This window comes from Stenotrophomonas sp. a6 (assembly GCF_030913325.1).
In the GTDB taxonomy this organism is placed as follows: Bacteria; Pseudomonadota; Gammaproteobacteria; order Xanthomonadales; family Xanthomonadaceae; genus Stenotrophomonas; species Stenotrophomonas maltophilia.
Genome location: NZ_CP133161.1, coordinates 3940281 through 3966720, shown reverse-complemented (window position 1 = coordinate 3966720; position 26440 = coordinate 3940281). Strand labels below are relative to the sequence as shown.

Below are 26440 nucleotides of genomic sequence, written 5' to 3'. Positions count from 1 at the left end.
TGGTTTACAGGCAGCGGCTGTTTGGCTGTATGATTAGGCGCCTAACCATATCACGTGCGTGAGATGATCGAAGCCAAGCATCATGCCCTGATCGAGGAAGCGCAGCGACGCGGTCACGCCAACATCGCGCCGCTGCGCCTGTGTTTCCAGCTGCTCTCGCTGTCCTCGTCGATCGATCGAGACTGCGCCGCGCGGCTGGCGCCGCATGCGCTCAGCGAGGGTCGCTTCATCGTGCTGTTCCTGTTGCACGGGGCCGGTGGCGCACTGCCGCCGCATGTGCTGGCCGAACGCGCCGGCGTGACCCGCGCCACCATCAGCGGCCTGCTCGACGGCCTGCAGCGCGAAGGCCTGCTGCAGCGTCGCAACGACGACGGGGATGGCCGCCGCCTGCAGATCGTGTTGACCGCATCGGGAAAGCGTTTGGCCGAATCGCTGTTCGAGCAGCACACGCAATGGATCGGTGGGCTGTTCAACGGCCTGGATGCTGATGAACAGCAGCAGCTGTCACAGCTGCTGCACAAGGTCTGGCAGCACACGGACGCCGGGCGGGAATCCGCAGCATGAGCACGGCCATTCCTGCGGAACGCCGGCAAGCACTCAACACCGGCCGCGTCCCCGCTACCCATCTGGCCGAATGCCTGGCAGTGGATTTTGCCGCGCTGCTGCAAGTGGTGGCGCCTGCGCTTGCACCGGAGGCGCTGCAACGCATGCGGGACGCCTCAGGCAAGGGCATCACGCTGCGCATGGCCCTGGCTGCGCAACTGCTGCGTGAGGCGGGGCAGGGGGCGCCTGCGCTCTGGCAGCATCACAGCTCCGATACCGTGCGCGGCTGGGCCTGCTACCTGATCGGCAGCGATGCCCGCGCAACGCTGGCAGGGAAGCTGCAGCAGATGCGCACACTGGCCGATGACCCCCATTTCGGTGTGCGCGAATGGGCGTGGCTGGCACTACGCACGGACATCGTTGCCGCACCACTGCAGGCGCTGGAGCACCTGCAACCGTGGTCACAGGAAACATCGCCGTACCTGCGCCGCTTCGCCTGCGAAGCACTGCGTCCGCGCGGTGTCTGGGCCACGCACATCGCACTGTTCAAGCAGCACCCGGAACATGCATCCGCGCTGCTGGAAGCACTGGCCGACGATCCGGAACGCTATGTGCAGGATTCGGTCGGAAATTGGCTCAACGATGCCGGCAAGACCCAGCCGCAGTGGCTGCGCCAGCTGTGTACGCGTTGGCAGCATGAGCGCCACAGCGACGCCAACGCCTACATCCGCAAACGCGCGCTGCGCTCGCTCCGGTAGTGCCGGCCGCTGGCCGGCAACCCCCGAACCCTCAAGGAAGAACCACCATGTCGCACACCTTCATCGAGCTCTACACCGCCACCCCTGCCTGGACCACACTTCCGCCCGAGCAGCGGAACGCCTTCTTCGCCCGTATCGGCGCCGGCATGCAGCAGTTCGATCCGGTCCGCATCACGCCGCTGGCGATGGGCCGCATTGCCTCGGGCGTACCGCACGGCAGCGATGAGCAGTTCTATGCGGTCTGGCGCTGCGCAAGCCGCGAGGAGGTCGACGCGTTGATGGCCGGCATTGCCGCTACCGGCTGGCATGAGTACTTCACCACCACCCAGGCGGTAGGCGCGATGGACAGCATGGCCCAGCACCTTGCCGACCTGGCCGCCTTGTAGCGGGGCGGCAGACGCCGGCAGATCCCGGTGCTGGGCATGGGTGGCACATGCGCCTGTCACCCAGACGCGGTAAACAGGACATTGCCCATTTCCATCCGCAGGAAGGTCGATCATGCAGAGCACGCTCCAGGTCACGCTGTTCGGCCCTCTTGGCGACAGCCCGGCGTTGCAGTTGCCGGGGCTGGAGGGGCCGTCGGTGGCCATCCAGGAATCGGCCCTGCGGCGCTTGGTTTCCGATCTTTACACCGCGCGTTCCCTGCTCAACCCCGAGCAGCTGGACGAGGCCCGGCAGGAACTGGATCGCGTGCTGGAACGCTGGGCCGACATCCATGAGGGCCTGCTGCTGGACGTGGAAGTGCATGGCAAATGAGCGACGTTGCGTGGTTGCCGCCGCGTGGGCAGGGCTGGCGCGCATCTCGCTGAACCGCGTCCCCAGTTGCGGATGAAACATTTTGCACTGCGCAAAAGCTGTGCTATCAATACAACCCATGAACGCAGCCGCCACCCGCTTTTACTGGTATTACTTTCCGAAGCCACTGGCGGAGGAAGGACTGCGCTCACCCTGAAGAAAGCTTCAGACGCATTCCCGAAAGCCGCCAGCGAACCTGGCGGCTTTTTTCATGCCGCCACGCTGGGGACCCCCAACGTTCCGGAGACCTCCCCCAATGCCCCCGCACACCGACGACCTGCGTATCCGCACCATCGAACCGCTGACACCGCCTGCCCAGCTGCTGGCGATGCTGCCGTGTGACGATGAAGCCTCCGACACCGTCAGCGCCTCGCGCGCGGCCCTGCACCAGATCCTGCATGGCCGTGACGACCGCCTGGCGGTGGTGGTTGGCCCATGCTCGATCCACGACCCGAAGGCCGCCATCGAGTACGCCCAGCGCCTGAAGCCGCTGCGTGACGCGCTGGCCGGGGAACTTGAAATCGTGATGCGCGTGTACTTCGAGAAGCCGCGCACCACGGTGGGCTGGAAGGGCCTGATCAACGACCCGGACCTGGATGGCAGCTTCAGGATCGACAAGGGCCTGCGCATCGCCCGTGGCCTGCTGCGCGACATCAACAAGCTCGGCCTGCCGGCCGGTGTCGAGTTCCTCGACGTGATCTCGCCGCAGTACATCGCCGATCTGGTGGCCTGGGGCGCCATTGGTGCGCGCACCACCGAAAGCCAGGTGCACCGCGAACTGGCCTCGGGGCTGTCGTGCCCGGTCGGCTTCAAGAACGGCACCGATGGCAACGTGAAGATCGCCGCCGACGCGGTGGGTGCGGCCTCCAATCCGCATCACTTCCTGTCGGTCACCAAGCAGGGCGGCACCGCCATCGTGTCGACCACTGGCAACCCGGATTGCCATGTGATCCTGCGCGGCGGCAAGCAGCCGAACTACGATGCAGGCAGTATCGCCGAGGCCTGCCAGGCGCTGGCCAAGGCCAAGCTGCCGACGCGCCTGATGATCGACGCCAGCCATGCCAACAGCCTGAAGAACCCGGACAACCAGCCGAAGGTGATCGAGGACATCGCCGTTCAGTTGGAAGACGGTGAACAGCGCATCGTCGGTGTGATGATCGAGAGCCATCTGGTCGGTGGTCGCCAGGAACTGGTGGAAGGCCAACCGCTGGTCTACGGGCAGAGCATCACCGATGGCTGCATCGACTGGGACACCACCGTGACGGTGCTGGAGCGACTGGCCGCGGCCGTGCGCGCCCGTCGCGACGTGAAGGTGTCCGAAGCCGCTTGAGTGCGGCACGTGTGTGGATGGCGGCCAGCGCCTGCGGGGGTGCGGCCGCGATCAGGGCCGGTCGGAGTTGGAGACCGGCCCATCTGCACCGGCGATGCGCCTGGCGCTGCGCATGAGCGACAGCGCCAGGTACATCGCCGGGGTGGTGCGGATTCGGCCGCGCGAACCTCAATGCACTTCGTCGTGGTACACGAACTTCGGCATTTCCCAGCGGTAGTGGATCGCCAGCAGGCGCAGCGCGAAGCCGCCGCCGAGGCAGCACAGGATCGCGGTGGCGTCGGCCACGCCCCAGTGCAGCAGCAACAGGTAGGCCGCGCCGGTCAGCAGCGCGATGATCGCGTACAGCTCCTTCTGGAAGATCAGCGGCACCTCGTTGCAGAGGATGTCGCGCAGCACGCCGCCGAACGCGCCGGTCAGCATGCCGGCGATCAGCACGATCGGCATCGCATGGCCGGCTTCGCGCGCGATCGAGCAGCCGATCAGGGTGAAGGCGATCAGGCCCAGCCCGTCGAGGACCAGGAAGGTGCGGCGGAAGTGGTGCATCCAGCGTGCGACCCAGGTGGCGATCAGCGCCGCGCACACGGTGAAGCCCAGGTACTCGGGATGCTTCACCCAGCCCAGCGGGTAGTGGCCGAGCAGGATGTCGCGCAGTGAACCACCGCCGAGGGCGGTGACGCAGGCGATCATGACCACGCCGAACAGGTCCATGCGGCGGCGGCCGGCAGAAAGTGCGCCGGTCATGGCTTCGGCGGAAATGGCGATCAGGTAGATGATGGACAGCAACATGGGGCAGGCTCCGGGCGCGGTGGGGCCGGCCATGCGCGGACGCCGCCATTGCCTGCGCAATGACGGAATGACGATGACCGGTGCCGCTCCCGCTGTCCTTTTGCCTGAGAGTTCAGCGGCATGGGCCGCGTGCCCCTTCGGCGGATCGTCCCGGGCATGCCCGGTGACCTCTCTCCAGCTCGGCGAGTCGAATGCATGGTTGGTGGGATTCCAGCCCACCGGCCTGAGCGATCATGGGAGCCTGCGCCTTCGGCGGGCGCCAGCGCGGCGCCTCTCTCCTGCATTCGGGCGCCAGTATATCCGCTGCAGTGCAGCACGGCATAATCCGGGCATGGCCCCGTCCCTCCGCCCGTGGTTCCTGTACCTGCTCGAATGTCGCGATGGCAGCTATTACGCCGGCATCAGCACCGACGTGGACGCGCGTTTCGCCGCCCATCAGGCTGGCAAGGGCGCGCGCTACACCCGGGCCCGGCCGCCGCTGCGGGTGCTGGCCGTGCGCGAGTACCCGGACCGGGCCGCCGCCTCGCGGGCCGAATGGCAGCTCAAGCAGCAGCCGCGCGAACGCAAGCTGGCCTGGCTGCAGGCGGTGGATGCTGGGTCCCTGTAGATCCATGGCATACATGGATGCCTCTGTGCCGCCATGCGATGATCGCCCAGCCCTCAGCGCTGGAGACCCGGATGTCCACCGTCGCCCTGTTGTTCGCTCTCTCCGCGTCAACCAGTCCCGCTGCCGACCCGGCCACCCTCGCGGCCATCGAAGCCACCTGCCATGACTACGTCGACGGCCAGCTGGAGGCCGACCCGCAGCGCGTCGCCCGCTCCCTGCACCCGGACCTGGCCAAGCGCGCGGTCCTCGGCGATACGCCCGACGAGCGGCTGGGCCTGCGCCGCATGTCGAAGGAAGAACTGGTCGCGCTGACGAAGCAGGGCGCGCTGAAAACCCCGAAGGATCAATGGGACCGCCGCTGCACGGTGCTGGACGTGACCGGCAATGCCGCCTCGGTGCGATTGGAAACGCCGTGGTTCGTCGATTACTTCCACATGGGGCGCTTCGACCAGCGCTGGGTCATCGTCAACGCGTTGTGGTACCCGAAACCGAAGGCGAAGTGAGCACGATGCGTGCCGCCGGTAAGGCATGGGTCTCCGTCGTCGTACTGGCCGCCGGCATCGCACTGCTGCCTGGCCTGCTGTACCTGCTCGGGCTTGCCCTGGTGGGCGGTTGGCCGAAGCCAGCAGACCGTGCGCCCAGTGGTGTGGCTGCGTGCAGCAGTGAACCGCGAACAGGATTTCAGCCGATGAATCCCTGGAGTTTCGCCGCGCAGTTCTTCGACGACGACGCGATGAAGAAGAAGGTGCCAGAGGTGGAACGGGAGGCGTTCTGGATTGCCCGCCGCCATCTTTGGCGGCAGCCACGGCACGACATGCTGCGCTGGCATCTGAGCAGCACGGCACTGACGATCTGGATTACCCGCAACTGGAGTGCCGCGCAGATTGCCGACACCGCAAGGAAGGAGGACTTCTGCCGCGCATGGTCGAAACGGCGGGCGCCCGGCGGCCCGATGAAGCGGTAGATCCACGCCATGCATGGATGATGTTGACGGAGTCAGAGCCCTTTCCTGCGGAAAGGGATCGGACCGCGTGGCAGCCGGCCAGCGGCGGGCACTACCGCCTCGGTCGCCGGTCTTCCTGGTCATCGCCGAAGATGATGCGTGCGCTGCGCTGGTAGCTCCAGTACGCCACGGCCCAGTTCAGCAGCACCACGATGCGGTTGCGGAAGCCGATCAGGAAGAACACGTGCGCGGCCAGCCAGAACCACCAGGCCAGCACGCCCGACAGCTGCAGCCGCCCCAGGTGCACGATCGCGGCCATGCGACCGATGGTGGCCAGGTTGCCGTAGTCGGCGTACTTGAACGGGCCGGGCTCGGGCTTGCCGTGCAGGCGTGCGCGGATCACCTCGGCCACGTATTTGCCCATCTGCTTGGCAGCGGGTGCCACGCCGGGTACCGGCTTGCCGTCGGCCTGGCTCAGTGCGGCCAGGTCACCGGCCACGAACAGCTCCGGGTGATCGGGCAGGGTCAGGTCCGGTTGCACCGGCACGCGGCCGGCGCGGTCCAGCGGCACGTCCAGCGTGCGCGCCAGCGGTGAAGCGGCCACGCCGGCGGCCCAGACCACGGTGCGGGCCGGTACGAACTGGTCACCGAGCGTGAAGCCCTGGCTGTCGATGTCGCTCACCGGGGTACCGGTCAGCACTTCCACGCCCAGCTTTTCCAGCTGGCGGCGTGCTTTCAGCGAAAGTACTTCCGGGAACGAGGACAGCACGCGCGGGCCGGCCTCGACCAGCCGCACCTTGGCGCTGGCCGGGTCGATGTGGCGGAATTCGTTGCGCAACGTATGCCGCGCGATCTCGGCCAGGGTGCCGGCCAGTTCAACACCGGTGGGACCGCCACCGACCACCGCGAAGCTCAGCCATGCGGCCTTCTTCGCCGGGTCCGGTTCCGCCTCGGCGCGCTCGAACGCCAGCAGCAGCTTGCGGCGCAGCGCGATCGCATCGTCCAGCGTCTTCAGGCCGGGCGCATCATCGGCCCACTGGTCGTTGCCGAAGTAGGCGTGGGTGGCGCCGGTGGCCAGCAGCAGGCTGTCGTAGTCCAGCGTGCTGCCATCGGCCATGCGGATCTGCCGGGACTGCTTGTCGATGGCGACCACTTCGCCGAGGCGGACTTCCACGTTGCGCTGGTGGCCGAGGATATGGCGCAGTGGTGCAGCGATATCCGGCGCGGACAGGCCGGCGGTGGCCACCTGGTACAGCAGCGGCTGGAACAGATGATGGTTGCGGCGGTCGACCAGGGTGATGCGTATGCGCTCGCGGGCCAGGGCACGGGTGGCCCAGAGACCGGCAAAACCGCCGCCGACAACAACCAGGTGGGGAACGCGCTCGCGACTCATCGACTCACTCCAGTGGGGGCATTGGGGGAAGCGCCTGGCATCTTCGCACGGCGGCCGCCTGTCACGTCAGCGCCCGCGTGGATCGGCGATACTCGGGTTCAGGCAACCGCCCGCGAGGAGTCCATGAGCGAACCGGAAAAGCGCATCGCCCTGTTGATCGACGCCGACAATGCGCCGGCCTCGAAGATCGACGAGGTGTTGGCCGAAGTGGCCCGCTATGGGGTGGCCAACGTGCGCCGCGCCTATGGCAACTGGAAGAGCCCGCGACTGAAGGGGTGGGAAGCGGTGCTGCATGAGTATGCGATCCGTCCCATCCAGCAGTTCGCCTACAGCAAGGGCAAGAATGCCTCGGACATGGCGATGGTGATCGATGCCATGGACCTGCTGTACGCGCGCAACCTGGATGGCTTTGCCATCGTCTCCAGCGATGCGGACTTCACCCCGATGGTGATGCGCCTGCTGACCGATGGCGTGAAGGTGTACGGTTTCGGCGAGAAGAAAACACCCGAGCCGTTCGTCAACGCGTGCTCGAAATTCACCTACCTGGAAGCACTGGGCCAGACCCACGCCAGCGTGCCGGATACCGAACAGGCATCCAGCGAACAGGCCTCGAACGAGCCGGTGGCCAACGACGATGCGCGCCCGCGCAAGAGCGGTGCGGAAATGCGCAGCGACACGCGGCTGGTGAAGATGCTGCGCCGCGCGGTGTCCGCGGCCGAGGGCGAGGATGGCTGGTCGCACCTCGGCCCGGTCGGCAGCCAGATCGGCAACCAGGCGTCGTTCGACCCGCGCAACTACGGCTACGGCAAGCTCAGCGATCTGCTGGCAGCGATCGGCCTGTTCGAACTGAAGAAGGATGGCAAGTCGTCCTACGTGCGCGCGCTGCCGAAAAAGAACCGGTAATGCCGGCCGCTGGCCAGCGAGGAACCGGTAGTGCCGGCCGCTGGCCGGCAATTCCCAGACGCCAGATCCCGTATCCGATATGCACACACCCCGCCCGATCAGGGGTATCGTTGCCGCTCGCATTGCCAGCAAGGAATACCCGCATGTTGAAGATCTGGGGCCGTCGCAATTCCAGCAACGTCCGCAAGGTGCTGTGGTGTGCCGAGGAAATCGGCCTGCCGTACGAGTCCATCGAGGTCGGTGGCAGCCACGGCGGCACGCAGACGCCGGAATACCAGGCGATGAATCCCAATGGCCTGGTACCGGTGATCGAAGACCACGGCCTGCCGCTGTGGGAATCGAACGCCATCGTGCGCTACCTGAGTGCGCGCTACGCGCTGGGCACGCTGTACGCTGAAGACCCGATGGAACGCGCCCAGGCCGAGAAGTGGATGGACTGGAGCACCTCGCGCATGGCGCCGCTGTACACCGACCTGATCTGGGGCATCATGCGCACCGCCCCGGCCGACCGCGACGAAGCGCGGATCAATGCCGCCATCGTGCGCGCCGGCGACTACCTGGCGATGGCCGATGCCACCCTGGCCAAGCAGCCGTGGCTGTCCGGCGAGACATTCGCGATGGGTGACATCCCGCTTGGCTCGCTGATCTATGCCTGGTTCGAACTGCCGATCCAGCGTCCGGAACTGCCGCACCTGGCCGACTGGTACGCCCGTCTTCGCGAGCGCCCCGCCTACCAGCGCGGCGTGATGTCGCCGCTGACGTAAGCGAAAGCGTCCGGGGTCAGAGCCCTTTTCTGCGAAAAGGGATCCGGCCCCAGGGCATCGGGGTCGGATCCCACCCGACGGGTGGGCTCTGACCCCTCAATAAAGATCCGTCGGATCCACATCCAGCGACCAGCGCACCTTGCGTGCTTCCGGCAGCGCATACAGCTGCGGTACCAGTTGCGAAAGCACCCCGTGCAGCGGTGGCCGCTGCGCGGCAGACAGCAGCAGCTGGGCGCGCTGATAACCGGCGCGCCGTGGCATCGGCGCCGGCATGGGTCCATAGGCCTCCACCACGTCCTGCTCGCCCAGCAGCTGTCGCGCTGCCAGCAGGAATGCATTGGCATGCTCCACCTGCTGCGCTTCGGCGCGCATCAGCGCCAGATGCGCGAACGGCGGGAATCCTGCGGCCTGGCGCTGGTTCAACTCGGCCTGCGCGAACGGGTGGTAGCCACCGCTGACCAGGGTTTCCAGCAGTGGGTGCCCCGGGTGATGCGTCTGCAGCCAGACTTCGCCCGGGTCGCGCGCGCGTCCGGCGCGACCGGCGACCTGGATCAGCTGCTGCGCCAGTTTCTCGCTGGCGCGGAAGTCGGCCGAGAACAGGCCTTCGTCGATGCCGACCACCACCACCAGGGTCAGCTTGGGCAGGTCGTGGCCCTTGGCCAGGATCTGCGTGCCGACCAGGATGCCGGGCTGGTCGCCCAGTTTCGCCAGCTGTTGTTCCAGTGCATCGCGTCGCGACGTGGTGCCGCGGTCGATGCGCACCACCGGGAAGTCGGCGAAGGCGGCGGTGAGATGTTCTTCCAGGCGCTCGGTGCCGATGCCCTGCGGTTGCAGCGCCAGACTCCCGCACGCGGGGCATGCCAGCGGCGCCGGTTGCCGCGCACCGCAGTGATGGCACTGCAGGCGACGACCGCCGCCATGCACGGTCATCGGTGCATCGCAGCGGTTGCATGGCGCGGTCCAGCCGCAGTCGTGGCACAGCAGTACCGGCGCATAGCCACGGCGGTTCTTGAACACCAGCACCTGCTGGCCGCGCTGCAGGTGCTCGCCAATGCCGGCCAGCACGTCGGCCGAGAGGCCGTCATGCAATGGTCGCTTGCGCACATCAAGGATGCGCACGCGCGGTGGCCGCGCATCACCGGCACGCTGCTTCAGGCGCAGGTGGGTGTAGCGCCCGGCATAGGCGTTGTGCAGCGTCTCCAGTGAAGGCGTAGCGCTGCCCAGCAGAACCGGAACGCCCAGCGCCTTGCCCCGGACCAGAGCGAAATCGCGTGCGTGGTAGCGGATGCCGTCCTGCTGCTTGTAGCTGCCGTCATGCTCCTCGTCGACGATCAGCAGGCCGGCCTGCGGCAGCGGCGTGAACACCGCCGAGCGGGTGCCGACGATCACCCGTGCCTCGCCGCGCGAAGCCGCCGCCCAGACCCGGGCGCGCTCGTTGTCGTTCAACCCCGAATGCAGTGCATGCACGGCGATGCCGAGGCGGCCGCGGAAGCGTGCCAGGGTCTGCGGGGTGAGGCCGATTTCCGGCACCAGCACCAGCGCCTGCTTGCCTTGGGCCAGGCAGTGGATGATGGCCTGCAGGTAGACCTCGGTCTTGCCGCTGCCGGTTACGCCATCCAGCAGGAACGGTTGGAAGCCCTCGACTGCGTTGATCGCCGCCACGGCCTCTGCCTGCTCCGTGTTGAGGGTGGGGCCAGGCAGTGGCTGCGCGTGCTGCGGAGCGACGCGCAGCGCCACGCGTTCGGCCAGCTCGCGCTTGGCCAGGCTGCGCGCGGCGGTGCGCCAGTCGTCCATGCGTTCGCCCAGCACGTCCTCATCGACGATGGCGTCGGCCAGCAGCTCGGCCAGCTGCCGGGGGCGGCTGCCGGCGCGCAGTTTTTCGCGCTGGGCGCGGCCTTCGGCGGTCAGCTGCCAGCCCCAGTGATGAGTGTCGGGCAGGGCGTCGCCATGGCGCAGCGGGCCCGGCAGGGCGGTGCTCAGCACCTCGCCCAGTGGCGCATGGGTGTAGCGCGCCAGCCACTGCAGGCTGTGCCACAGCTCGCCCTGGAGCAGCGGTTGCGGGTCGCACCAGGCCAAGGCCTGGCGCAGTCCCTGGCCGTCATCGGTCTGGCCGTGCCCCACCACCACGCCGACCAGCTCGCGGTTGCCGAACGGCACCTTCAGGCGGCAGCCGACCGCGACCGTGGGGCCATCGCCCTCTGGTGACAGGTAGTCGAACAGGCGCGGCAGCGGGACGGGCAGGGCGACCTGCAGGGTCGGAATGGGTGAAAGCATCGGGCCAGTGTAACGGGCCATGCGCGCGCGGATGGCAGGGGCCAGAGACTGCCGGGGGGCCCTCGTCGAATCATAAATGTCACCTAAATATCGGTGTCCATTGGAGATTCAGTCTTATCCACATGTTCTGTGGATAACGTTGTGCGTTACCGGTCGACGGGAACGCAGGAGGCCGATGGCGACGAGCTCACGCTTGGGTTGGTCAAAAAATCGCCACACTTCAAAGTCATTCAAAATCAACAACTTGAGTGTGAAACATTGCTGAAACAGAGTGAATTCAGCTGGATGCCGCAGTTTTCCCCGAGGCGGGCGTGGTGCTGTGCACAACCTGCAGCACGAAGTGCCTGCGCGCGCAAGTCCTACGGGTGCCGATGGGCTGCCGCTATCATGCCGGCAGACCTTTGGAGTGACCGATGACGGCTGTGCCCGCCCCTGTTTCCTCGACCGCGGCCGGCGCGCTGTCGGCGTTCCTGCGCGGCGTCGAGCGCCGTGCCCTGGTGGTGGCTGAGCTGCAGTGCGGCGATGCCGCGCGAGCCGAGCAGACCCTGGTGGCGGTGATGCGCGCCTTCGCCGCGGTCGCCAGCGACCTGCCGATGGCGCAGTGGCCGATCCGCTTCTGGACCCTGCTGGGCCAGCGCCAGGCGCTGCGCGAGCCGGTGGGCGGCCAGTGGCTGCCGCCGTTGGCCGCGCTGGGCGAAATGGGGCCGCTGCCGCGCTTGGCACTCCTGCTGCGGGTGGGCGGCAGTCTGGACGAGGGTATCGCCATGCGCGTGCTCGACCAGGACGAAGCGGGCTACCAGCACCTGCTGGCCGATGCCTGCCCCCGTGATGCGCACGGCCAGCCCGATGCGTCGGCATGGCGCCAGCTGGCCGAACAGGTGCAGCTGCGCATCCGCGACCTGCCGGCCAAGCGCCTGCAGCAGCTTCAGCAGCCGGCTGCGCCGGCCGCCAGCAATGAAGCTCCCGCGACCGGCTGGCGCGCACCGCAGCGCGATGATCGTGCGGCCGCCCAGGGCAAGCGGCGGCGTCCCAATGCCAGGCCGCGCTGGCGCGGCCCGGTGATCCTGCTGGTGACGGTCGCGGTGCTGTTGGCCGCGGCACTGGGCTGGCGCTACTGGCAAGGACATTCATCCGGTAGCGACGCTCCACTGCCGGAAGGGGTAGTGGGCGAAGCTGGCCCGGTCACGGTGGAAGCTCTTCCGCCGAGCAAGGTCAATGCCACGCCGGATGCGACCCCGGCCCAAGCCTCCGACGACGCCATGATGCTGGCCGACCGCGACTATCCGCTGGTGGCCGATGCCGATCTGTATGCCTGGACCGCCGCCGGCGGCCCGTTGCCGGTGGACGAATCGCAATCCAGGCCGAGCCGGCCCGAGCCCGCCAGCGCCACGCTGGAAACCGCTGCCGCCGATGAATAAGACCCTGCTCGCCAGCCTGCTGCTGGCCCTGCCGTTGTCGCTGTCCGCCGCGCCGCAGACCTTGAGCGTGCCGCTGCCGCCGCCAGTGCCGGGCAGTTCACCGGCGGCTCCCGCTCCGGCCACCACAAACACGACGCCCGCTGCGTTCACCCAGCTCGACGCCCAGCAGCAGCGTCAGCGCCGTGCCGACTACGCGGCCTGGCGCGCCCTGCCGGAGAGCGAGCGGGAGCGCATCCGGCAGGCTGCGGCGCGGTTCAATGCGCTGCCGGCGGACCAGCAGCAGCGCCTGCGCGAGCAGTTCCAGGCGCAGGACCAGGCCTTCCGCGAGGGCTGGCGGCTGGGCCCGCAGCTGGGACTGGAGTTCCCCAAGCTGCACGGCCTGTTCGGCTTCGTGCCACCGGAACAGCGCGAGGCCGCGCTGGCCGTGCTGCGCCAGCTCAGCCCGGCGCAGCTGGCCCAGCTGACCCTGGTCGCGCAGCGCACGCCACCGCAGGAGCGTGACACGGTGCGAGGCGCGTTCCTCGCCGTGCCCGCCGCCGAGCGCGACGCCTGGCTCAAGCGCCAGGCGGGTCAGTAAACCGGAAGGCGTAGCGTCCAGGGGTAGCGTCGACTGTTGGTCGACTGCTCTTCATACTGATCCGCGAAAAACCCGCGCTGCGCGCGGAAGTCGACTGACAGTCGACTCTACAGGGCGGGCGGTTTTCCCGGTAACGCGATCGCAACGCGTGATGCCGCGGCCTGCCGGAACCCAGCATTCACGCCATGTCATGGGAATGCGCGCGCTGCGCGCGTAAGATGACCGGCCGCAACCCGGTGCCTGTGCCCTTCGCGCGCAACCGTAGTTCGCGTCAAGCACCTTATGTCTACTGCAACCTCCACGCCGCGCTTCAGCAAGGAAGTCGGCGCCACCGGTCTGCTCGCCCTGCCGCTTGTGCTCGGGCATGTGTCCACCGGCCTGATCTCCTTCGTCGACAACGTGATTGCCGGCCACCATGCCACCGCGACCCTGGCCGCAGTGACCATCGGCACGGCGCTGCTGTGGCTGCCGATGCTGATCCCGATCGGCACCCTGATCTCGCTCACCGCCTCGGTATCGCAGCTGCACGGCGCCGGCCGCGAGCGCGAAATCGGCCCGCTGTTCCGCCAGGCACTGTGGCTGGCGCTGGGGCTGGGGCTGATCATGTTCACCTTCCTCACGGTGGTGCCGCCGCTGCTGCCATCGTTCGGGATCGCGCCGGACATCGTGCCGGGGGCGACCGCGTTCCTGCACGCGGTGCGCTGGGGCGGGCCCGCACTGACCCTGTACTTCTGCATGCGTTACCTGAGCGAAGGCATGCACTGGACGTTGCCGACCATGCTGCTCGGCTTCGGCGGCCTGCTGGTGCTGGCGCCGATGGGCTACGTGCTGGCCAACGGCAAGCTCGGTTTCCCGGAACTGGGTGCGGAAGGCCTGGGCATCGCTTCGGCGGTGATGATGTGGCTGCAGGCCACGGCGTTTGCCCTCTACCTGTGGCGCACCAAGCGCTTCGCCCACCTGCAGCTGTTCTCGCACTTCGAAGGACCGCGCTGGAAGGCGATCTGGGACCTGCTGCGCACCGGCCTGCCGATCGGCATTACCGTGCTGATGGAAGGCGGCCTGTTCATCGTCACCGCGCTGCTGATCGGCCGCCTGGGTGCGAATGAAGCGGCCGCGCACCAGATCGCGATCAACGTGGCGCAGCTGTGCTTCATGATCCCGATGGGCGTGGCCGAGGCCACCACCGTGCGCGTCGGCCATGCGGTTGGCCGTGGCGATGGCTTCGGCGTACGGCGTGCGGCCTGGGCCGGCTACGCGATCATCATGGGCACGCAGACGCTGTCGGCGGCGGTGCTGCTGTTCGGCCACGATGCCATCGTCGGTGTCTACACCAACGACCTGGCGGTGGCCGGCCTGGCCTCGACCCTGCTGCTGTACGCGGCCACCTTCCAGTTCCCGGATGGCATCCAGGTGCTGTCGGCCGGCGCGCTGCGCGGCCTGAAAGACACCCGCGTGCCGATGTTCATCGCCATGTTCGCTTACTGGGGCCTGGGCATGCCGCTCGGCGCCGGGCTCGGCCTGGGTCTGGGCATGGGCCCGCAGGGCATGTGGATCGGCCTGATCGTTGGCCTGACCGCCGCTGCCATCCTGATGGGCTGGCGCCTGCGCCGCAGCAGCCTGCGCATCGGCCAGTCGATGTTGTCCTGACCTTTGCGCCCGTCATGCCGACCCATGGCGGGCGATCCCCTGACTTGTGTCCGATGCCGCATCACACGGCACCGGCTATGCTGGTACCACGGCAAGAAGCCATCCGGAGCGTTCCATGAATCAACCCGTGCCCCCGCTGCCCCCGGCGCGTCGCAACCCCGTCGCCAGTTTCTTCATCGGGCTGTGGGACGTCATGAACTTCACCCGCCGGTTGATCCTCAACCTGCTGTTCTTCGGCCTGCTGTTCCTGCTGCTGGTGATGTTCGTCATCGCGGCGGGCATGGGCGCCGGTGCCAGCAAGTCGCTGCAGGACCGCACTACCCTGGTGATCGCCCCGGAAGGCCGCCTGGTCGAGCAGTTCAGCGCCGACCCGGTCAGCCGCGCACTGGCCAAGGCGGTGGGCGACAACGGCGCCGAAGAGATCCAGCTGCGCGACCTGCTGCGGGTGATCGAGTCGGCCAAGGAAGACAAGAAGATCGAGCGCGTGGTGCTGGAGCTGGACAAGCTGCAGCCGTCTGGCTTCGCTTCGCTGCGTGAAGTGGCCACCGCGCTGCAGGACCTGCGTGCCTCCGGCAAGCAGCTGGTGGCCTACAGCGAGAGCATGGGCCAGTCGCAGTACCTGCTGGCCGCACAGGCCGACGAGGTCTACCTGGACCCGATGGGGTCGGTGGTGCTCGAGGGCCTGGGCCGCTACCGCCAGTACTTCCGAACCGGCCTGCAGGACAAGCTGGGCGTGGACGTGCACCTGTTCAAGGTGGGCGAATACAAGTCCGCGGCCGAGCCGTACGTGCTCGATGCGGCCTCGCCGGCCTCCAAGGAAGCCGACCTGTTCTGGATGAACGACGTGTGGCAGCGCTATCTGGCGGACATCGCCAAGGCGCGTCGCCTGGACCCGGCACAGCTGGCCGCCGGCATCGACACGCTGCCGGAAGGCATCGCCGCCGCCGGTGGCGACCTGGCCAAGTTCGCCCTGCAGCAGAAGCTGGTGACCGCGCTGAAGACCCGCGAGGAATTCGAGGATCTGATGATCGAGCGCGGCGTGGCCGACGACGATGCCGACGGTGGCTTCCGCAACGTCGACTTCGGCACCTACCTGGGCCAGCTCGATGCGCGCCGCAACCCGGTGGACAACCGTCCGCAGGTAGCGGTGGTTGTGGCCGCCGGCGAAATCAGCGGCGGCGATCTCCCGGCCGGCCGCATCGGTGGCGAATCGACCTCGGCGCTGCTGCGTGCCGCGCGTGACGACGAGAACGTGAAGGCGGTGGTGCTGCGCGTGGATTCGCCGGGCGGTGAAGTGTTCGCCTCCGAGCAGATCCGCCGCGAAGTGGTGGCCCTGCAGGCCGCCGGCAAGCCGGTGGTGGTGTCGATGGGCGACCTGGCCGCCTCCGGTGGCTACTGGATCAGCATGAATGCCGATCGCATCTATGCCGATCCGTCGACCATCACTGGTTCGATCGGCATCTTCGGCATGGTGCCGAACTTCAGCCGCGCGCTGGACAAGATCGGCGTGCACACCGATGGTGTCGGCACCACCCGTTTCGCGGGTGCGTTCGATGTCACCCGCCCGATGGATCCGGCCGTTGGCCAGGTCATCCAGTCGGTGATCAACAAGGGTTACGCCGACTTCACCGGTCGCGTCGCCGACGCCCGCAAGAAGCCGGTCGAGGCCGTCGACGAAGTGGCGCGTGGCCGCGTGTGGAGCGGTGCGCAGGCCAAGGAGCGTGGCCTGGTCGATGCCTTCGGTGGCCTGAAGGATGCTGTGGCCGATGCCGCCAGCCGCGCCAAGCTGGGCAAGGCCGATGCCTACCGCGTGCGCTACATCGAGAAGGCGGCAACGCCGTTCGCGCAGTTCGTCAGCGGTTTCGCCGGCAGCCGCGCCGGCGCCTGGATGCTGTCCGACTCGGGCATGGCGCGGATGGTGCTGGCGCGCACGATGCCGGAAGTGGATACGCAGCTGCGCTTTGTCGAGAACGCGGCGCGCGAGAAGGGCAACGGTACGCCGGTGAAGGCGCTGGCCTACTGCTTCTGCGGGTTCTGATCGGCAACGGTGACGAATGAAAACGCCCGGCCCTGGCCGGGCGTTTTCGTTGGTGGGGTCGGATCCCTTTGCCCCGCAAAGGGCTCTGACCCCACAGGTCACTGCGTCGCGTCGGCCTCGGCCTTGCGCTCGCGTGCGGCGGCTTCTTCCACCGCTTTCTGCGCGCCCTTGGCGCGGTCCAGCGGTTCCTGCATCGCACGCGACATCGCTTTGGGCACCGGTGGCTTCTCCGGGTTCGGCGTCGGCGGCCGCTGGCAGGCCACCAGCAGCACGCCGGCCAGCAGGGACGAGAACAGGGTCAGGATGCGCATGGCGGCTCTCCGCAGTGGGCGTACGTGCAGTGTCGCATCCTCGGCAGAGGGCCGCCGTGAGCGCGTATCCTTGCCGCATCGAAATGCAGCGGGCGCGGCCCCGGAGGACACATGACCCAGCAACGGTGGCGCCTGGACGGGCAGACCGCCCTGATCACCGGTGCCAGCGCCGGTATCGGCCTGGCCATCGCGCACGAACTGGCCGGCTTCGGCGCGGACCTGATGATCGTCGGGCGCGATATCGACATGCTGGAGACCGCGCGCGACGAGCTGCTGGATGTGTATCCGCAGATGCAGGTGCACGCGCTGGCCGCCGATGTCTCCGACGACGAGGACCGCCGGCAGATCCTGGACTGGGTGGAAGACCACAGTGATGGCCTGCACATCCTGGTCAACAACGCTGGCGGCAACGTCACCAAGGCGGCCACGGAGTATTCAGAGGACGAATGGCGGAAGATCTTCGAGACCAACCTGTTCTCGGCGTTCGAGCTGTCGCGCTACGCGCATCCGCTGCTGGCTCGCCACGCATCGTCGTCGATCGTCAACGTCGGCAGCGTGTCCGGCCTGACCCATGTGCGCAGCGGCGTGGTCTACGGCATGAGCAAGGCCGCGATGCACCAGATGACCCGCAACCTGGCCGTCGAGTGGGCCGAGGATGGCATCCGGGTCAATGCAGTGGCGCCGTGGTACATCCGCACGCGGCGGACCTCCGGTCCGTTGTCGGACCCGGATTACTACGAGGAAGTGATCAACCGCACGCCGATGCGTCGTATCGGCGAGCCGGAGGAAGTGGCCGCCGCGGTGGGCTTCCTGTGCCTGCCGGCAGCCAGCTATGTCACCGGTGAGTGCATCGCGGTGGATGGCGGCTTCCTGCGCTACGGGTTCTGATCTTTCAGCGGGTAGTGCCGGCCGCTGGCCGGCAACTGCATTCATCTGAAGATCCTGTGGTTGCCGGCCAGCGGCCGGCACTACCGGGTGGCGGTCACCCCGGTACCGGGCAGTTGCTGGCCTCCAACACCGCCTGCAGCCGCTCGCGTTCACCGCGCGCGGTATCGCGGTTTTCCGGTGCGGCGAAGCGTTCACGGCCGCGGGCATCGCGGAAGCGCTGCTGCCAGCTTCCGCATCGCTGTGCTTCGGGAAGTTCCTCGCAGCGGTCGCGTACGACTTCGCAGCCGGCCGCGTTCATCGGCGTGACCCCGCCCAGGCCCTGCACCGTCATCGGTTCGCAGCGACCAGGTGATGCCTCGTACTCGTGCAGATAACCACCGCCCTGTCCGTCGGTGCACTGGAAGATCGGGGGAAGCGGCGGCTTCGGTGGACCGTTGCCTGCTTCGGCACGGGCATCGGCATCACGGCGCAGGGTCGCACTGTCGAGAATCTGGTTGGCACCTTCGCGTTCAACCATTCCCGCTTCCATGATGGTGCGTCCTTCGTCCGCGCGTCGTGGTTTCGCTGGGGCCGCAGGGGCAACGGCCGGTCCGGCCGGCACCGGCGCGGGTGTTTCGACGGGGGCGGGTGCAGGTTCCGCAGCCACAGGTGCAGCGGCAGCCGGCTGCGGGTTGGCCGGGCCGGGCACGCGCAGCACCTGCTGCTTGCTGCCGGTGGGGCACGGCGTGCGCTGCAGGGTAGGGACGTCACTACTGCTGGAGGTACAGCGGTAGATCACGCCCTCTTCGGCCAACGCGCTTCCGGGCAGCAGCGCCAGAAGCAACCAGATCAGTCTGTTCATGCTCACAGCGTACAGGCTGCGCTCAACGCTGGCAGTCGCGTGACAGGCGCGCGTCGATGCCACGCTGTTCGTTGTTGATGGCGGTGCGCTCGCTCTGCAATGCGCTGTTGTAGCGACGGTCCAGTTCCCAGCGGCGGTCGCGCAGGCGCGCACAGACCTCCTGTGGCGGCAGCGCGTGGCAGCTGTCGCGCACCAGCACGCTGCCGGCCGGGACCTGCACGCCTACGCCGACGGCGGGCGGCCGGTAACCGGGGCCCTCGCCGACGGGCGGACCGATCGGTGTGCCGATGGCCGGGCGCGGACCCGGGTACGATGGGCCCCGATGCCCGTGTGGCAGCCAGACGCTGGTCCACAACGGCACCCAACGCGGATTGCCCTCGTTGCTGTCGCTGGTATAGCGCTGGCCATCGTCGCGCACGCATTCGTAAAGCGGCTGGGGCGGCTGGATGTAGACGTGGCGGACCTCGCGGTCACGCATCACCGGAGATTCGTCCGGCGGTGCGGGCGGCGCATCGCTGCGCACCACCCGCGGCGCTGGATCGCGCGGGCGCTGCAGGTCGCGGACTTCCTGGCGGCCGCTGTTGCAGGGCCTGTCCTGCAGGGCCACGGCGCCGTTGCTGGCGACGCAGCGGTAGACCCGCACATCCTCGGCCGCCGGTGCCGTCGATGGCAGCAGCAGGCACAGGCCCAAAGCGGTGCGCAGCAGGTTCATGACGGCAGGGTGCGCGATTGTCCGGGGCAGCGCAATCGGCCGCTCAGGAGCGCAGCACGTTGCCGCTGAGCGCGTCGCGGATCGGGGTGGGCTGAGCCAGGCCGCCGGTTTCGCCATCCAGGATGCCATCAAGCAGGCGCAGCAGGCGTGGATCCAGTTCTTCGCGGCGGCGCGCCGGTGGTTCGCCGGCCAGGTTGGCGCTGGTGGAGACCAGCGGGCCTCCCCAGGCACGGCAGAGTTCGGCCACCAGCGGGTGGGCGCTGATGCGCACGGCGATGCCGCTGTGCTCCCCGGTGACCCACGGCTGGGCACGGGGTCCGGCCGGCAGGATCCAGGTGTTGGCGCCGGGCCAGCTGGCCAGCACCGCGCGCTGGCGTGCGTCCGGCAGGGCCTGCAGGCGCACCCAGCCTTCCAGCTGCGCCAGATCGGCCGCGACCAGAATCATGCCTTTTTCGATCGGGCGTTGTTTCAGTCGCAGCACCATGTGCACCGCCGCCTCGTGCGAAGGGTCACAGCCCAGGCCCCAGACCGCTTCGGTCGGGTAGGCGATCACGCCGCCCGCGCGGAGCGTGGCGACAGCAGAGTCCAGGGTGAGTTCTTTCATGGCGGCGACCGGCCCGGCGTGGGCCTTCATTATCCCCCTGCTGCGTGCAGAAGGGGTGGACCCTGGCACCCGGTAGTGCCGGCCGCTGGCCGGCATCTGATGCTTCTGGGGTTGCCGGCCAGCGGCCGGCACTACCCCTCATCCACGTATGGCGTGGAGTTACTTCGCGGCCTTCTTGGCGGCCTTCTTCGCCGGGGCCTTCTTCGCGGCGGCCTTCTTTACTGCTTTCTTGACCGCGGCCTTCTTGGCAGGCGCTTTCTTTGCAGCGGCCTTCTTCGGCGCCGCTTCCTTCTTCACTGCCGCCTTCTTGGCCGGGGCTTTCTTCGCGGCGGCCTTCTTGGCACCGAAGCCCTTGCGCACCGGCTTGCCGGTTTCTTCCATCAACTGCTGCACTTCAGCCAGGGTCAGCGACGCCGGTTCGCGATCCTTGGGGATCTTGCCGTTCATCCTGCCGTCGCTGATGTACGGGCCGAAGCGGCCGTTCAACACCTGGATGTCGCTGCCCTCGAACTCCTTGATGATCCGGTTGCGCGCGATCTCTTCCTTCTCTTCGATCAGGAACACGGCGCGGGCCAGGTCGATGGTGTACGGGTCGTCCTCCTTCTTCAGCGACGCATAGGTGCTGCCGCGCTTGGCGAACGGGCCGAAGCGGCCGATGCCGACGCTGACCGGCTCGCCGTTGTCCTCGCCCAGTGCGCGCGGCATCAGGAACAGCTCCAGCGCGTCTTCCAGGGAAATGGTGTGCATCGACTGGCCGGGGCGCAGCGAAGCGAACTTCGGCTTCTCCTCGGCATCTTCGGCAGTGCTGCCGATGGCGGCATAGGGCCCGAAACGGCCCAACCGCACGCTGACCGGCTTGCCGGTCTTGGGGTCGGTGCCGAGCTCGCGCGCGCCACTGGCCTCGGCGCGGTCGACCGATTCCTTCTTGTCTTCGACCAGTTCCTTGAACGGTTCCCAGAAGCGCGACATCAGCGGGATCCAGTCTTCTTCGCCACGCGAGACGGCATCGAGCTCGTCTTCAAGCTTGGCGGTGAAGTCGTAATCCACGTACTGGGTGAAGTGGCTGGACAGGAACTTGGACACCGCGCGCCCCACATCGGACGGGCGGAAGCTGCGCCCTTCCATTTCCACGTACTTGCGGAACAACAGGGTCTGGATGATCGAGGCGTAGGTCGAGGGACGGCCGATGCCGTACTCTTCCAGCGCCTTCACCAGCGCCGCTTCGGTGTAGCGCGGCGGCGGCTGGGTGAAATGCTGTTCGGCCTGGATGCGTTCCAGCGGCACGCGGTCGCCGGGCTTCATCGCCGGCAGCTTGCGGCCTTCGTCCTCGTCCTCGGCACTCTTGTTGTCCTTGCCTTCCTCGTACACGGCCAGGAAGCCGGGCACGACCACGGTGGTGCCGCTGGCACGGAACACGTGCTCGCTGCCGGCCGAAAGGTCGACGCTGACCGTGTTGAGCGTGGCCGGAATCATCTGGCAGGCCACTGCACGCTTCCAGATCAGTTCGTACAGGCGGCGCTCGTCGTCGGTGAGGAAGCGGGCGACCTGGGCCGGGGTGCGCAGGGCCGAGGTCGGGCGCACCGCTTCGTGCGCCTCCTGGGCGTTCTTCGACTTGGTCTGGTAGGTGTTGGGCTGGTCGGGCAGCGAGGCGATGCCGTAATCACGGGCGATCACGTCGCGGATCTCGGCCAGCGCATCCTGCGACAGGTTCACCGAGTCGGTACGCATGTACGAGATCAGGCCGACGGTGCCTTCGTCACCAATCGCCACGCCTTCATACAGCTTCTGCGCCACCTGCATGGTCTTGCGGGTGGTGAAGCCGAGCTTGCGCGAGGCTTCCTGCTGCAGGGTGGAGGTGGTGAACGGCGGCGCCGGGCGGCGCTTGCGCTCCTTGCTGGCCACGTCGGTGACGTGCAGCGAGCCCTGCGCGGCCTGCTGGATGCGCATCCGCGCCGCTTCAGCGGTGTCGCCATCGGTGATGGTGAACTGCTCGAACTTCTGCCCGTCCAGCTTGATCAGCTTGGCGTTGAAGTGCTGCGACGGGTGCGCGCACTCGGCGGCGATCGACCAGTACTCGCGGGCGATGAAGGCTTCGATCTCTTCCTCGCGCTCGACGATCATGCGCAGCGCCGGGCTCTGCACGCGGCCGGCGGACAGGCCGCGCTGGACCTTGCGCCACAGCACCGGCGACAGGTTGAAACCGACCAGGTAATCCAGCGCGCGGCGCGCCTGCTGGGCATCGACCAGGTCGCTGGCGATCGCGCGCGGCTGGCTGATGGCTTCCTTGATGGCGCGCGGGGTGATCTCGGTGAACACCACGCGCTGCATCGGCTTGTCCTTGACCAGCCCGCGTTCCTTCAGGATCTCGGCGATATGCCAGCTGATCGCTTCACCCTCGCGATCCGGGTCGGTCGCCAGCAGGATGTCGTCGGCGCCCTTGGCGGCCTTGGCGATCGCGTCGACGTGCTTCTCGTTCTTGTCGATCACGTCATAGTGCATGGCGAACCCGTTGTCCGGGTCGACCGCGCCTTCCTTCGGAATCAGGTCACGCACATGCCCATACGAGGCCAGGACGGTGTAGTCCTTGCCGAGGTATTTGTTGATCGTCTTGGCCTTGGCCGGCGATTCGACGATGAGCAGGTGCTTGGGCATGGCAGCAGGGTCTGTGGGGCGAACCGTGGGGAAGGGGCCGCTAGGGTGGAGCAAATGGCCGCATTAGTGAAGCGGCCACGCGCAAATCCATAAACTGAACGCCCGGTAATGTGCCGGGCGTTCAGGTTTCACCTTATTAGAGGAATCACGCCCGGCCAGCCCGTGTCAAGCAGCCAGCCGTGAGGATGGCCGTTCAGGAGGCCATCTTGGCGATGAAGCCGACCGCGAACACCAGCAGCGCCAGGCCCACCAGCGACAGTACCGCCGTCAACACCAGTACCAGCACGGTGACGGTGCCCAGCTCGCGGCGCTGCAGGTGGGGCTGGTCGGTGTAGGCCCAGCGGTCAACCACCAGAGTGTCGCAGATCATGTCGTGCAGGCCCTGCTTGCGTTCGGTGAAGGCCGCCATCAGGAAGCCGATGCCGAGGGTGAAGCTGCTCAGCAGCATGGCCCAGTAACGACCGAACGCGCGGGCCTTGGTCAGGCGCTCGCCGTTGCCGCGGACGACCTTGATGCCGACCGCCATCTTGCCCAGCGTGGCGCCGCCCTTCGAGGCATGGAACCAGGTGTAGTACGCCATGCCGATGCAGAGGTTGATCAGGGCACTGGCCAGCTGGGCCACGATCTCGATGGCTGATTCGCCACTGCCCACCGCGCCCATGCTGGCGCCCAGGATCGCACCGAGGATGGCCCCGATGATGCTGCCGGGGATGACCAGCACGAAGTAGTCGATCATGTAGGCCGCCACGCGCTTCCAGAAGCCTGCGTAGACCACTTCACCGCCCACCACAGGTTGTGCGTGGCCACCGCTGCCGACGGCGGCTGGAGCGCTGTATGGCGAGCTGCTGAGCGCGCCGGTGCCGGGCAACGGTGCGGTGCCGCTATCGATGGCGGCATAGTCGCTGCGCAGGTCGAACCCGCCGCTGCTGGTGGCCGTACTGGCATCGGCCAGCGTCTGCAGGCCGAGCTCGTCGACCACCTGGCGCAGTGCAGCCCACTGGGCCATGCCCTCGCGCCAGACAAGGGTGTCCAGGTTCAACTGGCCGCGCTGGAAGCGCTGGCGGATCTCCTGGACCGGCAGCGGGCCCTGGCGTTGCTGTCCTTCGGCGTAGTACCACTCAGTCATTGCATGTTCCCTGTTGAATCATCCTTGGAGGTGCTGGCGTGCGCGTGGCTCAGCCGCGGCACGTCGGCGGCAGGTACTTGTCGTTGCTTTCGCCACTGCATTCCCAGCGGCCGCTGTCGCGATCGTATTCCAGCCACAGCAGGTCGCCGTCGATGCCCTTGCCTGGTACCGCCAGCGTTGCTTCGATGCCGCAGTGACCGTTGTTGAAGCGGCCGATGTTCACCGCCGACAGGCCCGCGTTGGCGAAGTCGCCCGGGGCCGGGAAGCCGGCGTCATTGGCACCCGGGCAGCGGCCTTCGTCATCGGCGAAATGCTGCACCTGGTCCTTCAGCGGCTGCAGCGCGGCCACGGCGCCGGCGACTTTGCTGCGCACGGTGTAGTCGTTGTAGGCCGGCAGCGCGATGGCGGCCAGGATGGCCACGATCGGGACCAGTACCAGCAACAGGGCACCACCGATGATGGCGGTCAGCGCACAGCCGGACAGCTTCTTTTTCGGTGCCGGCAGGACGGTGGCCGATGCACTGGCGGCGTAGGGCGTGGACGCCGGCAGTACCGGTGGCTGCGGCGGAGGCGGTGCGACGGGTTCCGGTTCCGGTTCGGGTTCGGGTTCGACCGGCGGTACGGCGGCGTCCAGCGCCGGCACGATCAGGCCGAGTTCGTCCACGACGGTGCGCAACGGCTGCCATTGCGGCAGTCCGTCGCGCCACACCAGGGTGTCCAGGGTGATCTGGTTGTTGCGGAACAGCTCGACCAATTGTTCCGCCGGCAGCGGACCTTGCTGCCGGTTGCCTTCTGCATGGAACCACTCGCTCACGGGGACGCTCCTGAATGCGCTATGCCCCCAAGTGTACGGTCAGTGCAGGGGTTCTGGCTCGTCCATGAACATCTGCGTCTCCATCCAGGCATAGGCCGCTTCGGAGCCAGGCTGGTTGAACAGCACCATCAGTACGACCCATTTCAGGTCGTCCAGGTCCAGTTCGTCCTGGTCCAGAGCCATCGCCCGGTCCAGCACCAGTTCGCGCTGGTCGGCGTCGAGGATGCCGTGCTGTTCCAGGTACAGCAGGAAGCCGCGGCATTCCACGTCCAGCTTGTCCAGCTCGGGGCCGTGGTAGACGCGCACGGGGCCGTCGACCCGTGCCTGGGCCACGCTCGGCCGCTGCGCGGCCAGGGCGTCGAGCCAGTCGAACGCCTTGTTGATTTCGGTTGGGCTGAAACCGGCCTGGATCAGGCCGTTCTGGAGCGAATCGCGGTCACGGATCAGGTCCGCGTCTTCGCTGAAATAGTGTTCAAACAGGTACAGCAGTACGTCCAGGATGCTCTCTTTCATTGCCCCTCGGCCTGCGTCGCGCGACGCTGTGGAGGTGAAGAAACTAGGGAGTTCGACAGTAGCGGCCGTGTACGCACACCACGATTCCCGCCAGTTCCATGGCCAGCAGCATGGAGGACACCTGGGGCGCCGTCAATCCACAGCGTGTGATCAGTGAATCCATACTGCTTGGGTCGTGGTCCAGGGCCCGCCACAAGCACTGGTAGTCAGGGTCGTCGGCCCAGCGCGCCGGCAGGAGCGCCGGCGGTGCCTGTTCAGTGGGGGTGCCCAGCCGTGATTGCAAGCCCGGCAGCTGCTGGCGAAGGGCAGGGGCCAGCAGTTCCAGCACTTCCTCGGGGCGCTCGACCAGTGCGGCCCCTTCACGGATCAGCCGGTGGCAGCCCGCTGCGCGTGGGTTGAGTACCGAGCCGGGCAGGGCACAGACTTCACGGCCCGCCTCGGCAGCCAGCCGTGCGGTGATCAGGGCGCCGGAGCGTTGCGCGGCCTCGACCACCACCGTCGCCAGCGCCAGCCCGGCTACCAGGCGGTTGCGCGCGGGGAAGTGGCCCGGGCGTGCCGGTGTGCCGGGCAGGTACTCGCTGAGCACCGCGCCCTCGGCGGCGATCCGCCCCTGCAACCGTTGGTGGCTGTCCGGATAGGCCCGATCAGGGCCGGTCCCGATCACCGCCACGGTGCAGCCGCCTGCCTCCAGTGTGGCCAGATGGGCGGCCGCGTCGATGCCGGCCGCCAGGCCACTGGTTACGGCCAGTCCGGCCTCGACGAAGCAGCCGGCAAAGCGCGCGGCCAGCGCGCGTCCTCCCGGGGTTGGCGAGCGGCTGCCGACCAGCGCCACCGAGGGGCGCCAGGCCAGGCTCGGATCGCCCGCCACGAACAGCGCCAGTGGCGGGTTCGGGACGTCCAGCAGGGGCGGCGGAAAGGCCGCATCGGCGAAGGACAACAGATGGTGGTCGTCGTCTTCCAGCCAGTGCCGTGCCACGGTCCAGGCGCGGGCGTCGGGGTGTTCCAGTGCAGCGCACTGCTCTGGCGTGCAACCGTGCGCGCGCCAGTTCGCGGCGCCCTGCGCGATCGCGGTCTGCGCGCTGCCCGCGGCCTGCAGCAGGGACCGCCGTGGCGCCAGCGCGCCGCCTGCCATCACCAGGCGCAGCAGCGCCTCATCAGCTTGCTTGGTCATTCCCCCACTATCGAGCGCATGCAACAAAGGCG

The 26440-nt window shown here is 67.8% G+C and carries 27 protein-coding genes and 2 riboswitches; of the genes, 15 read left to right on the top strand and 12 right to left on the bottom strand.

Going from position 1 to position 26440, the window contains the following annotated elements:
- The first annotated feature begins 63 nt into the window (after window positions 1-63).
- From Q9Q79_RS18190 to Q9Q79_RS18170, 5 genes are all read left to right on the top strand, one after another.
- Complete coding sequence (locus Q9Q79_RS18190) at window positions 64-564, top strand: MarR family transcriptional regulator (RefSeq protein WP_043034562.1); 501 nt, start codon at window positions 64-66, stop codon at window positions 562-564.
- Window positions 561-1301 carry a DNA alkylation repair protein gene (locus tag Q9Q79_RS18185; RefSeq protein WP_005411219.1) on the top strand — a complete coding sequence of 247 codons (741 nt, stop codon included), beginning with the start codon at window positions 561-563 and terminating at the stop codon, window positions 1299-1301. The genes Q9Q79_RS18190 and Q9Q79_RS18185 overlap by 4 nt, the downstream gene beginning before the upstream one ends.
- A 47-nt stretch (window positions 1302-1348) precedes the next feature.
- A complete protein-coding gene (locus Q9Q79_RS18180; RefSeq protein ID WP_005411218.1) occupies window positions 1349-1687 on the top strand; it encodes a DUF6616 family protein in 339 nt (112 codons plus the stop codon).
- A gap of 112 nt (window positions 1688-1799) precedes the next feature.
- Entirely contained in the window at window positions 1800-2057 is a 258-nt protein-coding gene (locus Q9Q79_RS18175; protein WP_005411217.1) for a hypothetical protein, read from the top strand.
- A 295-nt stretch (window positions 2058-2352) separates the two neighbouring features.
- Window positions 2353-3426, top strand: coding sequence for a 3-deoxy-7-phosphoheptulonate synthase (locus Q9Q79_RS18170; protein ID WP_201863714.1), 1074 nt, complete (start codon window positions 2353-2355; stop codon window positions 3424-3426).
- Between the two features lie 168 nt (window positions 3427-3594).
- Here the strand turns inward: Q9Q79_RS18170 and Q9Q79_RS18165 are convergent, their stop codons facing one another.
- Window positions 3595-4212 (bottom strand): trimeric intracellular cation channel family protein, encoded by a 618-nt coding sequence (locus Q9Q79_RS18165; RefSeq protein ID WP_005411215.1) that lies wholly within the window; start codon window positions 4210-4212, stop codon window positions 3595-3597.
- A gap of 84 nt (window positions 4213-4296) precedes the next feature.
- Window positions 4297-4400, bottom strand: a riboswitch (glycine riboswitch).
- A 13-nt stretch (window positions 4401-4413) separates the two neighbouring features.
- Window positions 4414-4503: riboswitch (glycine riboswitch) on the bottom strand.
- A gap of 40 nt (window positions 4504-4543) precedes the next feature.
- On the opposite strand from Q9Q79_RS18165, the gene Q9Q79_RS18160 reads away from it, so the two are divergent.
- From Q9Q79_RS18160 to Q9Q79_RS18150, 3 genes are all read left to right on the top strand, one after another.
- Window positions 4544-4819, top strand: a complete 276-nt coding sequence (locus tag Q9Q79_RS18160) for a GIY-YIG nuclease family protein (protein ID WP_005411214.1) — start codon at window positions 4544-4546, stop codon at window positions 4817-4819.
- A gap of 71 nt (window positions 4820-4890) precedes the next feature.
- Window positions 4891-5322: a nuclear transport factor 2 family protein gene (locus tag Q9Q79_RS18155; protein WP_005411213.1), complete on the top strand. Its 432-nt coding sequence runs from the start codon at window positions 4891-4893 to the stop codon at window positions 5320-5322.
- A gap of 5 nt (window positions 5323-5327) precedes the next feature.
- A complete protein-coding gene (locus Q9Q79_RS18150; protein WP_012481379.1) occupies window positions 5328-5783 on the top strand; it encodes a hypothetical protein in 456 nt (151 codons plus the stop codon).
- Between the two features lie 91 nt (window positions 5784-5874).
- Here Q9Q79_RS18150 and Q9Q79_RS18145 read toward each other — a convergent pair whose 3' ends face one another.
- Window positions 5875-7155: an NAD(P)/FAD-dependent oxidoreductase gene (locus tag Q9Q79_RS18145; protein WP_005411211.1), complete on the bottom strand. Its 1281-nt coding sequence runs from the start codon at window positions 7153-7155 to the stop codon at window positions 5875-5877.
- 123 nt (window positions 7156-7278) lie between these two features.
- On the opposite strand from Q9Q79_RS18145, the gene Q9Q79_RS18140 reads away from it, so the two are divergent.
- Entirely contained in the window at window positions 7279-8058 is a 780-nt protein-coding gene (locus tag Q9Q79_RS18140) for an NYN domain-containing protein (RefSeq protein WP_005411210.1), read from the top strand.
- Between the two features lie 143 nt (window positions 8059-8201).
- A complete protein-coding gene (locus Q9Q79_RS18135; RefSeq protein WP_005414615.1) occupies window positions 8202-8822 on the top strand; it encodes a glutathione S-transferase in 621 nt (206 codons plus the stop codon).
- A gap of 96 nt (window positions 8823-8918) precedes the next feature.
- On the opposite strand, the gene Q9Q79_RS18130 is transcribed toward Q9Q79_RS18135, so the two are convergent.
- Window positions 8919-11096 (bottom strand): primosomal protein N', encoded by a 2178-nt coding sequence (locus tag Q9Q79_RS18130; RefSeq protein ID WP_012481376.1) that lies wholly within the window; start codon window positions 11094-11096, stop codon window positions 8919-8921.
- A 413-nt stretch (window positions 11097-11509) separates the two neighbouring features.
- Here Q9Q79_RS18130 and Q9Q79_RS18125 point away from each other — a divergent pair, with 413 nt between their 5' ends.
- The 4 genes from Q9Q79_RS18125 (at window position 11510) to sppA (ending at window position 16776) form a co-directional block, all read left to right on the top strand.
- Entirely contained in the window at window positions 11510-12514 is a 1005-nt protein-coding gene (locus Q9Q79_RS18125; RefSeq protein WP_049460254.1) for a hypothetical protein, read from the top strand.
- On the top strand, window positions 12507-13091 hold the full coding sequence (locus Q9Q79_RS18120; RefSeq protein ID WP_043034569.1) for a DUF3106 domain-containing protein: 585 nt from the start codon (window positions 12507-12509) through the stop codon (window positions 13089-13091). The genes Q9Q79_RS18125 and Q9Q79_RS18120 overlap by 8 nt, the downstream gene beginning before the upstream one ends.
- 282 nt (window positions 13092-13373) lie before the next feature.
- On the top strand, window positions 13374-14738 hold the full coding sequence (locus Q9Q79_RS18115; RefSeq protein ID WP_005414611.1) for an MATE family efflux transporter: 1365 nt from the start codon (window positions 13374-13376) through the stop codon (window positions 14736-14738).
- Between the two features lie 115 nt (window positions 14739-14853).
- Window positions 14854-16776: a signal peptide peptidase SppA gene (sppA, locus tag Q9Q79_RS18110; protein ID WP_005411204.1), complete on the top strand. Its 1923-nt coding sequence runs from the start codon at window positions 14854-14856 to the stop codon at window positions 16774-16776.
- A 98-nt stretch (window positions 16777-16874) separates the two neighbouring features.
- On the opposite strand, the gene Q9Q79_RS18105 is transcribed toward sppA, so the two are convergent.
- Window positions 16875-17087: a hypothetical protein gene (locus tag Q9Q79_RS18105; protein ID WP_005414610.1), complete on the bottom strand. Its 213-nt coding sequence runs from the start codon at window positions 17085-17087 to the stop codon at window positions 16875-16877.
- A 111-nt stretch (window positions 17088-17198) separates the two neighbouring features.
- On the opposite strand from Q9Q79_RS18105, the gene Q9Q79_RS18100 reads away from it, so the two are divergent.
- Entirely contained in the window at window positions 17199-17975 is a 777-nt protein-coding gene (locus Q9Q79_RS18100; RefSeq protein WP_005411202.1) for an SDR family oxidoreductase, read from the top strand.
- A 94-nt stretch (window positions 17976-18069) separates the two neighbouring features.
- Here Q9Q79_RS18100 and Q9Q79_RS18095 read toward each other — a convergent pair whose 3' ends face one another.
- The 8 genes from Q9Q79_RS18095 to dprA form a co-directional block, all read right to left on the bottom strand.
- On the bottom strand, window positions 18070-18816 hold the full coding sequence (locus Q9Q79_RS18095; RefSeq protein WP_005411201.1) for a hypothetical protein: 747 nt from the start codon (window positions 18814-18816) through the stop codon (window positions 18070-18072).
- A gap of 22 nt (window positions 18817-18838) precedes the next feature.
- Window positions 18839-19528, bottom strand: a complete 690-nt coding sequence (locus Q9Q79_RS18090) for a DUF4124 domain-containing protein (protein WP_043034572.1) — start codon at window positions 19526-19528, stop codon at window positions 18839-18841.
- Window positions 19529-19571: 43 nt separating this feature from the next.
- Window positions 19572-20162 (bottom strand): Sua5/YciO/YrdC/YwlC family protein, encoded by a 591-nt coding sequence (locus Q9Q79_RS18085; protein WP_005411199.1) that lies wholly within the window; start codon window positions 20160-20162, stop codon window positions 19572-19574.
- Between the two features lie 129 nt (window positions 20163-20291).
- A complete protein-coding gene (locus Q9Q79_RS18080) occupies window positions 20292-22784 on the bottom strand; it encodes a DNA topoisomerase I (protein ID WP_201863716.1) in 2493 nt (830 codons plus the stop codon).
- A 193-nt stretch (window positions 22785-22977) separates the two neighbouring features.
- Complete coding sequence (locus tag Q9Q79_RS18075; RefSeq protein ID WP_005411197.1) at window positions 22978-23910, bottom strand: RDD family protein; 933 nt, start codon at window positions 23908-23910, stop codon at window positions 22978-22980.
- Between the two features lie 49 nt (window positions 23911-23959).
- Window positions 23960-24724, bottom strand: a complete 765-nt coding sequence (locus Q9Q79_RS18070; protein WP_111150225.1) for a pilin — start codon at window positions 24722-24724, stop codon at window positions 23960-23962.
- A gap of 39 nt (window positions 24725-24763) precedes the next feature.
- A complete protein-coding gene (locus tag Q9Q79_RS18065) occupies window positions 24764-25237 on the bottom strand; it encodes a DUF494 family protein (RefSeq protein ID WP_005411195.1) in 474 nt (157 codons plus the stop codon).
- 43 nt (window positions 25238-25280) lie between these two features.
- The gene (dprA, locus tag Q9Q79_RS18060) at window positions 25281-26408 is read right to left on the bottom strand and encodes a DNA-processing protein DprA (protein WP_012481368.1); all 1128 of its coding nucleotides are present in this window, start codon (window positions 26406-26408) and stop codon (window positions 25281-25283) included.
- Between the last annotated feature and the right edge of the window lie 32 nt (window positions 26409-26440).